This is a genomic window from Ruminococcus sp. D54t1_190329_F1 (assembly GCF_015551645.1).
GTDB classification, from domain to species: domain Bacteria; phylum Bacillota; class Clostridia; order Lachnospirales; family Lachnospiraceae; genus Blautia_A; species Blautia_A faecis.
Map to the genome: position 1 here is coordinate 1 of NZ_JADNDC010000062.1, position 11,673 is coordinate 11,673.

12 protein-coding genes are annotated in these 11,673 nt (G+C 39.8%); 7 read left to right on the top strand and 5 right to left on the bottom strand.

All coding sequences use genetic code 11. The features are described 5' to 3' along the window. Window positions 1–319: 319 nt before the first annotated feature. Window positions 320–817, top strand: coding sequence for an SH3 domain-containing protein (locus tag I2D69_RS20515; protein ID WP_173718102.1), 498 nt, complete (start codon window positions 320–322; stop codon window positions 815–817). 151 nt (window positions 818–968) lie between these two features. On the opposite strand, the gene I2D69_RS18730 is transcribed toward I2D69_RS20515, so the two are convergent. Next, window positions 969–1,448 (bottom strand): S-ribosylhomocysteine lyase, encoded by a 480-nt coding sequence (locus tag I2D69_RS18730; RefSeq protein WP_173716589.1) that lies wholly within the window; start codon window positions 1,446–1,448, stop codon window positions 969–971. Window positions 1,449–1,614: 166 nt separating this feature from the next. On the opposite strand from I2D69_RS18730, the gene I2D69_RS18735 reads away from it, so the two are divergent. The 6 genes from I2D69_RS18735 to I2D69_RS18760 all read left to right on the top strand — a co-directional run bounded on the left by I2D69_RS18735 (window position 1,615) and on the right by I2D69_RS18760 (window position 8,202). Continuing rightward, on the top strand, window positions 1,615–2,415 hold the full coding sequence (locus tag I2D69_RS18735) for a peptidylprolyl isomerase (protein ID WP_226815447.1): 801 nt from the start codon (window positions 1,615–1,617) through the stop codon (window positions 2,413–2,415). Between the two features lie 421 nt (window positions 2,416–2,836). Further along, window positions 2,837–3,076, top strand: coding sequence for a DUF6061 family protein (locus I2D69_RS18740; RefSeq protein ID WP_006859036.1), 240 nt, complete (start codon window positions 2,837–2,839; stop codon window positions 3,074–3,076). 249 nt (window positions 3,077–3,325) lie between these two features. Continuing rightward, complete coding sequence (locus tag I2D69_RS18745) at window positions 3,326–4,015, top strand: response regulator transcription factor (protein WP_198411024.1); 690 nt, start codon at window positions 3,326–3,328, stop codon at window positions 4,013–4,015. Then, window positions 4,012–5,043: a HAMP domain-containing sensor histidine kinase gene (locus tag I2D69_RS18750; RefSeq protein WP_195380380.1), complete on the top strand. Its 1,032-nt coding sequence runs from the start codon at window positions 4,012–4,014 to the stop codon at window positions 5,041–5,043. The genes I2D69_RS18745 and I2D69_RS18750 overlap by 4 nt, the downstream gene beginning before the upstream one ends. Window positions 5,044–5,194: 151 nt before the next feature. Beyond that, a complete protein-coding gene (locus I2D69_RS18755; protein ID WP_006859033.1) occupies window positions 5,195–5,860 on the top strand; it encodes an ABC transporter ATP-binding protein in 666 nt (221 codons plus the stop codon). A gap of 14 nt (window positions 5,861–5,874) precedes the next feature. Next, on the top strand, window positions 5,875–8,202 hold the full coding sequence (locus I2D69_RS18760) for an FtsX-like permease family protein (RefSeq protein ID WP_118177424.1): 2,328 nt from the start codon (window positions 5,875–5,877) through the stop codon (window positions 8,200–8,202). Window positions 8,203–8,397: 195 nt separating this feature from the next. Here the strand turns inward: I2D69_RS18760 and I2D69_RS18765 are convergent, their stop codons facing one another. The 4 genes from I2D69_RS18765 to I2D69_RS18780 are packed head-to-tail and all read right to left on the bottom strand — an operon-like array spanning window position 8,398 to window position 11,447. Then, complete coding sequence (locus tag I2D69_RS18765) at window positions 8,398–9,105, bottom strand: DUF6040 family protein (protein WP_008394183.1); 708 nt, start codon at window positions 9,103–9,105, stop codon at window positions 8,398–8,400. After that, the gene (locus I2D69_RS18770; protein ID WP_119298419.1) at window positions 9,083–10,804 is read right to left on the bottom strand and encodes a MobA/MobL family protein; all 1,722 of its coding nucleotides are present in this window, start codon (window positions 10,802–10,804) and stop codon (window positions 9,083–9,085) included. The genes I2D69_RS18765 and I2D69_RS18770 overlap by 23 nt, the downstream gene beginning before the upstream one ends. After that, window positions 10,774–11,133, bottom strand: coding sequence for a hypothetical protein (locus I2D69_RS18775; RefSeq protein WP_015515801.1), 360 nt, complete (start codon window positions 11,131–11,133; stop codon window positions 10,774–10,776). The genes I2D69_RS18770 and I2D69_RS18775 overlap by 31 nt, the downstream gene beginning before the upstream one ends. After that, window positions 11,133–11,447 (bottom strand): hypothetical protein, encoded by a 315-nt coding sequence (locus I2D69_RS18780; RefSeq protein WP_055152287.1) that lies wholly within the window; start codon window positions 11,445–11,447, stop codon window positions 11,133–11,135. Before I2D69_RS18780 ends, I2D69_RS18775 begins: the two co-directional genes overlap by 1 nt. Window positions 11,448–11,673 lie beyond the last annotated feature (226 nt).

Consider the following 11,673-nt stretch of genomic DNA (forward strand, 5'->3'; position numbering starts at 1 on the left):
ATTCCGCGAGGTGTTTTTTGTGAACAAAGTTCACAGAAAACCCGAGAATTAAGTTTGCGCAGCAAACGCTACTTCTTGTGCTTGTCACAAGAAGGCTCGTCTTTCTGTGCATCGCGAAGCGCGTTACTGTGAACGAAGTGAACAGTAACATATTTCAAATATGCTTTATTGCAAAGATACACTTAGGGGTTGCATAATTTGTAATAATACTGTATATTAATTGTAACGATTCGCGAAATGAGTCTGTTTTTGTAATATTATATGAAAAGAAGATGAATCAATTCAAAGCCCCATTGCTTTGTAAAGGAGGAACTATATTATGAAAAAAGCAGCATTAGCCGTTTTGCTTCTGGGCGCAGCACTTTGCATCCCTGGATGTGGATTTGAGGAAGGTGCAGGAGCAAGCGTTACAGTTATACAGGCAACCCCGACCCCTATTCCAACACCAACCCCTGAGGCAACTCCTACACCAGAAGTTACTCCTACTCCAGAACCAGTTGTAGAGCAGACTGCAAGCGGTGTGAATGTAACTAAGCAGGATGGTACATATGTTGCGAATGCAGATATTAACCTTCGTGCAGATGCAAGTGCAGATGCTACCTGGATCGCAGGTGTAACAAGCGGTACACAGCTTACAAGTACAGGTGTATGCGACAATGGCTGGATTGAGGTTTCCTATGAGGGACAGACTGCTTATGTATCCGGTGATTATGTAAGTGCAGTGGCAGCTGACGGTGCAGCCGCAGATGGAACTGCTGATCAGGCAGCTACAGAAGGAAGTGCAGATGCTGCAGCTGATGAGGCTGTCGCAGGCTGACAGGCTAGAAATTTAAGAGATGAAATGATGACATGAAAAACGCTATGTAAATGGATGATATTATCGTTTGCATAGCGTTTTTTGAGTACTAAAGAAATTCCCTCCTGCCATGAAATGGTAAGAGGGAGATTTCTGAATATATCAAATCAAATTATTCCGGATAAATCAGTCTGTCTGGTTTGATATCATACAGCACTTCATTCAGGAACTTCTTAGCCAGATATTTCGCCATTCCAAGGTTCATATCCAGATAATTTCCACAGTCTTTCGGGGAAGCACCAGGAACCTCGCCCTGGAAATCACGGATAAACTCAAAGGTTTCAACCATAAGCGGAACAATATCCTTAGATTCATAATCTCCGTTCAGCAGCAGATAATTGCCGGTACGGCAGCCCATTGGTCCCCAGTAGATCATCTTCGGTCCGAATTCCTTGTGGTTGCGAAGAAAAGTAGCAGCAAGATGCTCAATGGTGTGAAGCTCTGCTGTGTTCATAACAGGCTCCTCATTTGGGGAAGTCATACGAATGTCAAAAGTGGTGATCACACTATTTCCAACCGGATCCTTGCGGGAAACGTAAACGCCTGGCTGAAGTTTGATGTGATCTATTGTGAAACTGGTAATCTTTTCCATAAAAAAGACCTCGCTTTCTGATAAATTCTTTCTTGATTTTAGCAGACAATACAAGCTGTGGCAAGACAAAGAAAAAGAAATTGAACAATCTGTGAAAACAATTGTTTTTTACGTGATTTTCGTTATAATAGAAAAAGATGGCATCAAGAATTGGAGGCATAAAATCATGAAAAAAAGAAAAATTCTGGCAATGCTGATGGTGGCAGCTCTTTCCGCAGGAATGCTGGCAGGCTGTGGTTCAGATAATACGAAAGAGGAAAGCAAGAGCACAGAAGCAGCAGATACTAAAGAGAGCACAGAAGAAAATAAAGACACAGAAGAAACAAAAGAGGAAAGTACAGATGAGAGTGCTGACCAGTCAGAAGGAACGGAGGAAGAAGTTTCCGGCTTTACAGACGGTTCCGGGGATGGAGAAGATACAGATACAGCAGACGATACCAGCACTGTTCTGGATACTTCAGAGCCTCTTACCGGTCTTCATCATGCAGAGATTGAGGTGAAGGACTACGGCACCATTAAGGTGGAACTGGATGCGGACACAGCACCTATCAGTGTAACCAACTTTGTGAAACTGGCACAGGAGCATTTCTATGACGGACTTACTTTCCACCGTATTATTGATGGATTTATGATCCAGGGCGGAGATCCGGAAGGAACCGGAAGAGGAGGCTCTGATGAGACTATTAAGGGCGAGTTTTCTGAGAATGGCGTAAAGAACGATATTTCCCATGAGAGAGGTGTGATCTCCATGGCAAGATCCTCAGACCCGGACAGTGCAAGCTCCCAGTTCTTTATCGTACAGTCTGACAGTACCTATCTGGATGGACAGTATGCCGCTTTCGGACATGTGACAGAAGGCATGGACATTGTTGACCAGATCTGCAAGGCTGCAAAGCCTACAGATAACAATGGAACTATTTCTGCAGATGAGCAGCCGGTGATGACAAGCGTTACCATTATAGATTGATAAAGTACAGTTTGAGAATACCGAAGATAAAACACCCCTTTGGCAGACACAAATAATTGTAGTCTGTCTAAGGGGTGTTTTTTGAGTAAATACATGGGAAAAAGTTGTTGCTTTTTGTATACAAGTTACAGTTGATATTTCACATATTTTAGGAAATTTAATAACTGTTATATTTGATTATCAAATTCTTCGCAAACCCTTGAAAATACTAAGTTTGTAGCAAGTGAACTTTCCCTTACTCTTTCCCTTGTGTTACATTTTCCCATTGCTTTTCATGAACCTTAATATGGGAAAAATTAAGGGAAAGAAAATTTCATAACACAATATAACATATAACAATAACGACATGGTGAACTGATTGAAATGTTTTCGATATTTAACTCTGTAACTGATTATCAAAAGAAAATGGAGATAAGATACGATGAGAACAATTTATGCAGAATATAATATAAACCACGATAGTATTGATGTTTACACAAGTGCTGGATATATGCTTCGCATTGATTGCTGGGAAGCTGAAAAAAATTTAAAAACCACATATGGATCAGAATGTGCGCTTACTTCATTGGCTGTGGATGAGCCTTTGGAATATGCAAGATTATATCTTGATGGCAATTTACAGATGTGGGTGGATACAGAAGATTCATTAGAACTTTATTAAGCAAGAAGTGAGATAGTGTTGTAGGGAGTTTCCTGTAGTTAAAGATACCACACCCGATATGATGAACCCACGCTTATACACTACCAGCTATGATAAAAGAAAGGACAGCAATTTGACACTGCTGTCCTTTCTTTTATAAAATTGCAGTACACAGAAAAAAGCTGTAAAATGAAAAATATATTTGTCCTTGTAACAATTCTCGGACATTTGCCTGTTATACTATCTGCAAAAAGAAAAGGAAGTGATAATATGAAGCATATTTTAATTGTCGAAGATGATAATCTTTTGAATAAAACGCTTACTTATAATTTGGAATTGGACGGTTACACAATAATTTCTGTTCTGAATGCAAGGACAGCCGCTGAATCATTAAAAACAAACATTTTTGATTTGGTATTGCTGGATATAAATTTACCAGACGGAAATGGTTATGACCTATGCCGTCTTATCAAGCCAGAGCATCCTGATACAGTAGTTATATTTCTAACTGCCAACGATCAGGAAAGCAATCAGATACGGGGATATGAAGCTGGTGCAGTGGATTATATCACGAAACCTTTTTCGATTAGTGCTTTGCAGCGAAAAATCAAAGCCATGTTCGCTATGTTGGAGCATCACAAACCAGCTAAGGATATTTACGAGGATGGTAGCTTGTTTCTGGATTTTTCGGAACAATTTGCAAGTTTGAACGGGAAACCATTAGCACTTTCTGCGATGGAATATAAAATGTTGAATCTATTTCTTAAAAATCCGAAGCAGGTACTTACTCGCCAACAATTTTTAGAAAAACTGTGGGATGTTGATGAAAAATATGTAGATGAACATACCCTTACTACTTCTATCAGCCGTATTCGCAGTAAGATTGAAGCGGATGGCGACACATATATCAAAACGGTTTATGGTATGGGGTATCAATGGACAGGAGGCGAAAAGAAATGAATCTGAATAACCTTTCTGCTAAGAAAATTTGTAGACTGGTTAGTGCTGGCATGGTTTTCTCTATGCTGGTAATTACCGGTATTTTCGGCGGTATAATGCAGGATATACGAATTTTTATAGCGGGTGGAACATTGACACTCTGTGCGTTTTTCTGGATTTGGCTATTGGTGCTGATTTTTGGAAAACGCCTTTCTCATTTTACTTCTAATTTGTGCCGGACGCTGGACAACATGATTGATGGAAACGAGGAATTACAAAAGTCAAATGATAGTGAAACTCTTTTTGCCCGTATCAACCACCGCTTAATTCGGTTGTATGAGATTATGCAGAAAAACCGGCACAAGGTAGACATGGAACGACAGGAGCTTCAAATGCTGATTTCTGATATTTCACATCAAGTTAAAACGCCTGTCAGCAATTTGCAAATGGTAACGGACACACTTTTAACAAAGCCTGTTTCAGAAGAAGAACGGATGGACTTTTTACAAGGCATACGTAGTCAGACTGATAAACTGGATTTTCTGTTCCAAGCACTGGTTAAAACGTCCCGGTTGGAAACCGGAGCAATACGATTAGAAAAGAAAGACAGCAGCTTATTCCATACGCTTGCACAAGCCATGAGCAGTATTGTATATGCCGCAGAGAAAAAAGAAATTGCTGTATCCGTGGATTGCCCGGAAAATTTGATAATCTCCCATGACAGCAAGTGGACAAGCGAAGCCCTTTTCAATCTGCTGGACAATGCAGTAAAATACACTCCGTCAGGTGGAAAGATTTCTGTATCAGTGGTTCAGTGGGAAATGTACGTAGAGGTCAAAGTGACCGACACCGGCAAGGGCATTTCAGAAAGCAATCAGGCTGCCATCTTCCGGCGCTTCTATCGTGAGGAAGAAGTACACGATCAACAGGGTGTGGGAATAGGTTTGTATTTGGCTCGTGAGATTGTAACAAGGCAAGGGGGCTATATCAAGGTTGTTTCAGAGCTGAGGCAAGGCTCAGAATTTTCTATTATGCTTCCTGTAAGGTAAGATATAACCACTTTTTTTGAAATGTCCGAGCGTTGTAACATTTCACTCTGATTTTCGATAAAAATTTTTTCTATCTCGGACATTTGTGTAACATTTGTGGTTTACAATGGCTTTATCAACAGATAGAAAGCCTTGAAAGGAGCATTTGAATATGAGCATTTTACAAACAATCGACTTAAAGAAGTATTACGGCACAGAACCAAATATTACTCGTGCCCTTAATGGTGTAAATTTTACTGTGGAACAGGGAGAATTTGTTGCCGTAGTTGGAACTTCCGGCAGCGGTAAGTCTACATTGCTTCACATGATGGGAGGACTTGATACCCCCACTTCCGGCAGCGTGATTGTACGGGGAGAAGAACTCGCAAAAAAGAATGATGATGAATTGACAATTTTCCGCCGTCGTAACATCGGATTTATCTTCCAAAATTATAATCTGGTTCCGATTTTGAATGTATATGAAAATATCGTCCTGCCTGTGGAACTGGATGGCGATACAGTAGACCAGAAATTTATGGACGAAGTTGTGTATATGTTGGCTTTAGAAGATAAACTGGAAAATATGCCGAACAATCTTTCAGGCGGTCAACAGCAACGTGTAGCGATTGCACGAGCTTTAATTACGAAGCCTGCGATTATCCTTGCTGATGAACCGACCGGAAATCTTGATAGCAAGACCAGTGCAGATGTGTTAGGGCTTTTGAAGCATACCAGCGGAGAATTTAATCAGACCATTGTAATGATTACTCACAACAACGAGATCGCTCAACTCGCAGACCGCATTGTACGGATTGAAGATGGTAAAATTGTTGGCTAAAGGAGGTGGGAATTATGAATTATCCTTTTGAAAATGATACCAGTGCAGTAATTAAAAAATTAGCACGAAAAAGTGTGCGTTTTGATAAGAAGAAAAACTTATTTTGCCTTTCGGCAATTATTGTAGCCGTTGCTATGATAATGATGTCGTTGCTCACAGTGCAAAATATCATTTATCAAAATCAGAAAGAAATCGAAGGATTACATCAAGGGATTTTCTTTGACATTACGCAGGACAGTAAAGAAAAGTTGTTAGCAAACGAAGAAGTAAAAAGTGTAGGACTTTCCTGTAATATCAAAACAGTGAAAGAAAATTCTAAAGAACTGTCTCTGATTTATTATGATGATGACATGCTTAGTTTGATTCCTGCCTTTGACGGAAAATATCCAGAGAAAGCAAGTGAAATTGCTGTTACAGATGCCTTTTTTGCCAGTGAAAATAAGTCTCCGGAAATCAACGCCATAGTTCAGTTGAATCTGGATGGTACTTTGAAGAATTATACTATTGTTGGTATTTATCATGATAAAACTTCTAACGCTTATCCTGTTTTTGTTTCACTTGAAAAATGCCGGGAATTACGTGGAAATAACCTGCTTAATGGATATGTTTGGCTTGAAAATGCAGATACCCTTACAAAAGACGAAGCAACAGAAATATTATCTCAAATTTCAGAGGAGACTGGACTGAATAATTGGACAGTCAGCAGTTACTATGATTATGTAAATACAACTTTGTCCTTCAGTAATTATGCGGTATATGGTGTAGTTGCTGCCATTTTGTTTTTAGCTGCCGCACTTGTAATTTACAGCATTTTCTATATTTCGGTTGGACAAAAAGTTGCTGAGTTCGGACAGCTTCGGACAATAGGGGCAAGTAAAAAGCAAATTTATAAAATAGTTCTTAAACAGGGTTATATGCTTGCAGTTCCGGGGATTTTAATTGGTAGTATCATGGGAACGATCATCAGCTATTGTCTGCAATCAAAAGGCTGGTCAGTATTTGCATTTATTGTTTCTCTATGTGGCGCATGCCTTTTTGGAATACTGCTTGTTTATATTAGTGTTCGTAAACCAGCAAAAATTGCAGCGAATACTTCTCCAATTTCCGCCCTGAAAAATCCAGTGGGAATTGTAAATTACCGCACTCACAAAAGACATCGTATTACGCCTGTATATTTAGCGAAAATCAGCTTTTCCAGAAACAGAAAAAAATCTCTATTGACCATTTTATCATTGGGACTGTGCGGAGTTATATTTTTCCTTGCAGCAAGTTATCAGAGTTCTTTTAATGCCGAGAGTATGGCTCGTTATTGGGATATGAAGTACGGAGATTTCAAAATCAGCATTGATTTAGAAAACGAAAGTGAAAATTTGGATGCTCTCTTGCAGAAAGAATATTTTTCTGATTATGTAAAGCGTGTTGGAGATATAGAGGGAGTTAGCAATATATTTACTTATGCTACCGTACCAGTTGATTTCTCAACAGACAATGATATTTCAGATAGCACCTTGATGCTCGGCTATAATGAAAAGGATTTGGCGTCGCTAAATGCAGCGGTTTTGTCTGGAAATATTACTGATGATACAGAATTAGTTGTAAGTGATCCCGAACGTATTTATGATGTTTACCATTGGAAACCTCAAATTGGGGATACTGTGACCTTTAATTTCAAAAATCATAGTGGTAAAACAATAACAAAAGCATTCAAAATTGGTGCAATCACTTCCAGCAATGATGGAATGGGTGGCTATATTTTCAGAATGCCGGAAAATATGCTCAAAGAACTTGCAGGTTATGACTGTACATACGCAATCGAAATACAAGCAGAAGCTGAATATCAGGAGATAATCGAGCAAGAACTCAAATTACTCGTTTCTGACAATAGGGATGTTCGCTTACAAACCCTTCAAGATTTTATTGTAGAACACCAATCAGACAATCGTGCAGGTTTTACATTAGCTTATGCGATTGCAGCCATCTTGTGGATATTTGCGGTCATCAATCAAATCAATCTTACTGTGACAAATCTTTTATCACAGAAACAGGAAATGGGCACACTAAAATCTATTGGTATGACAAATAAGCAGTTGAAGCAAGCATTTATGATGGAAGGTCTTTTTACTACTTTGATTGCATTGCTTATAACTGCTGTTGTTGGAATCCCCGGCGGATATGCAATCGGTATATTTTTGAAAAATGCAGGCATGTCTACGGGATTTGTATTTCCGGTTGTTGCTTTTACTCTTTTTGCTGTTGCTATGTTTATGCTTGAAAGTTTGATGACAATATTGCTTATTCATTCATGGAAGAAGCAATCTGTTATTGCAATAATGCGAAATTGATGATAGAAAGCTTTTCATATCTCGGTCAGCTCCACAATTACATTACTCTGCTGATACAGCCAGTCCGTAAATTCTTTCGGGCTGGCTGTTCCTGTTTTTACAGCCTTTTTTCTCTGTAATACTTCTTTTCATACAGTAAATTTTCACTAGGCTGGTATGGAGTAATTTTACTGTCTATACAGTAAGTTGAAAATACTAATATGGTCTTTTTTCTAACCAAACTTTAAGATAACATCTAATTCCAACATATGCGCCCTGCGAAAGTACGAAAAGCAATAGAAGATTTACTGACAGTACTTTTTTGATTGATTCTCCAAAATAAATGACAATAGCAACACTTGTCAGTATCATTAGTAGAGTAATAACATCCCAACAGTTTTTCTTATATAATTCTATAACCTTTATTTCTATCAGTATCGCCAGCATCCCTGTTCCTGCCATACATATTCCTACAATCAATATTAGCAATAACCAATATACCATTCCGGCTATAAAAGCATTTGGAATTTTTGTACTAATCTGTGCCGCAGAATGCCCGGCATCAATCGTCCATCCGACAAAGGTTTGTATGAATGATGCTAAATCATTGAAGAATGATTTACAATCGACAAGGAACATATCTGACTGTACTGCTTGAAAAAGAGTGGTTGTCAACGAATACCATGCAAGAAGGAACAAGGTTGTTTGGAACATTACCGTTTTTGCTTTATACTGTCCTGCAAGTCGCTCTTTTTGTGTTTCGTATTTTGCTTTTGCATTCTGATAGGCTGTCCGGTTACAGGCTTCACATTTTTCATAGAGTACCGGCTTTTCTACCGGTATTTCTACGATTTTCTGATGTGTCCGGGCATAATCCCGTTCCTGTGTTAAATAGCATATTTTATCTTGACATTCCTCTATCATGACGTTTGCGCTTCGCAACTTCTCTTTCTCGATCCGCAATGCTCTGTCTGCCAGCTTCAAGTCGTTCTTTAATGCTTGAATATTCCCGGCTCTGTTCTCTTTGTTTAATTTCTCGTTCAAGGTCAGAGATTCGCTGAGCTGCGTCTTCAGTTCCACGATAAGCTGTTCTTTCTGTTCTAGTTCTTCTTGTATCTCCTCGGTCAAGAGCAGAAGTTCTTCCAACTGTTCGGCGTTCTTTGATTCTCTGGATTCGTTCATCTATATCACGTCCTTTCTCTATCTGCTGTTCCAGTTCAGCAATTCGGTGTTCTGTTTCAGTAATAAACTGTTTTCGCTGTTCAGCTTCTGTGCCAATTTCTGCCATTGCTGATTTTCGTTTTCCAAAAGCTCTATCTTCGTTTTCTGTTCTTCCATCTTGGAAAGCAGTTCCTCGGTATTTGGCAAAATGTTGAGCAGCTCGGATAACTCGTTGTTTAATTTTTGTAATTTCTGATTCTGTTTTTGCATAAGAGAGAGTTGAGTGTCCCGGTTCTGCATTTCCAGAATCATTTCTGCCATTAGGTTCTGCTGTTCTTCGATTTGACCAATCATGGATTCCATTAAGGGTATAATTTCCCGGCTTTCTTCTAATGTCATTTAATCGCTCCTTCCATAATGATAATGCACCCGATACTTTCCCAAAGGTGTTTAGTATCTTTTGCAATAACGTGTTTTGTTGTTTTATGATTTGATTTTCCGCTACTTTCCACGAGACTTTTATTTCCTGCCCGGCAAAAAACTTTTGTTCAATCTTTCTTGCGTCAGCTCCTTCATGGATGGTAGGAATCTGGAGTTTTCCCTGCTTTTCATAAGAACGATGATCAACTTGATTATGCAAAGGCAGATGTTCATTACATACCTTTGCCCATTCACTCCGCCACAGTTCACAATTTTTTGGATTGTTCCATCCAGTAGCATCGGTCAGCACCCGTTTCCATTGCAGGCGGTTTCTTGCTCCAATCTTCTGAATTCCGTTTTCGTCTAATACAGGGATACGGATTCCATGACGGTCAGGGTTTTTCTTATCCTGCCACCAGTTCGGATGGGATTCATCAATCACGATATTTCCGTTTTTATCTCTGACAAAATCCCAATCCTTGACTTCTTTCTTTCCCCAAGAATGATCCGGGTTAAAAGGACGCATAGTTAGAAGCAGATGGACATGGGGGTTGCCATCCCCTTTGTCGTGGATACTCCAATCAGCGCACATTCCTCTATCTACAAAAGTTTTTTGGATATAGTCGGTTGTATATTGAATTTGTTCCTGTCTGCTCCATTCTTTGGGGAGGGCAAATTCAAATGACCTGCCAAGTTGGGCATCTGCATTTTTTTCAATCTTCAATACCTCATTCCATAACCTCTGTTTCTGAAATGTGATTTTGAATTTTTTTAAAGCAGCTTCTTTATCTTCTGACCTTTTGTATCGGACAGATTTTTGAAAGCGTTTTATATTTTCTTCTGGTACTATCTGCCATTCAGGAGGTGCGTTTTCGCACATCATCAGCCGGGTGTAGACCACTTCTTTTTTAGAAGTGTAATAACTGATTCTCCCTGTTTCCTCGTTTTTCATCACATCCCCATTGAGATATGCGGAAGCGGAGATAACAGATTTCCCTTTACTTCGTCCGACTATTTTGATTGTGTAATGAAAAATCGCCATGTCTGGATTCCTCCTTTCTGACGTATCCGGCATAGATTTCCGGCAACATTGCTTTCAGTTTTAGAAAAAGCAGCATTGCCGGAACTCCCTCTGCGTAAGAGTGCCCTGCGCATAGCAGCCTGCATGGAATGCGCCTCTCTGGCGAAGAGTGCCTCCTGCGGCATGAGCAGGTCTGGCTGAAAGCCCCGCCGACGGAACGAGCCCGGCAAGCGTGAGCGCAGACCGGTTGACACTTGTGGCAAACTTATTGGGACGACCTCTGGTTGTCCATAAGTGCGCCCTTCATGAAAAAGCAATGAAGGGAATGAAAAACTCATCCCCTCTGCCATTACACTTCCTCCATATCGGTATTGGTTTCTTTCTGCATTGCTTTTGAGAAAAATCTCCCATTGGCTTCCTGCCTTTTCAGAAAAACAATCAGCTTTGGGATGTCTTCTTCCTCAATAGGAGCACCAAGAACGGATTCCACCGCACCGCCAATCTGACAGAGCCTATGGGTTCGTTTTTTACTTTCCTCGGTTTTCTTTCGTTTCAGAAGTTCTTTCTTCTGTGCTGCATATCGTTTTGCTTTTTCAAGGCTTTCCTGTTCCTTTTTTTCCATTTCAAGCATTCGTTCTTCATAACTTTTTGTTGATTTTGCCATTATTACATTCTCCTTTCTTTTGCAAACATAAGTTCTCGGTTGCGTATCAGAAGAAGCACATGGTATAATCTTCTTGCGTGTAGGTATATCATGGCTTTGGTCTGATAGAACCTTTGGCGGTTTCTTTGGAAGCCGCCTTTTTAATTTGCGTGTGTCCAGCAAAGCTGGACTACACTTGCCGGTGTAAGTCCGGTCACGGTAATCGCCAGTGAGCCGTGTAGTTAAA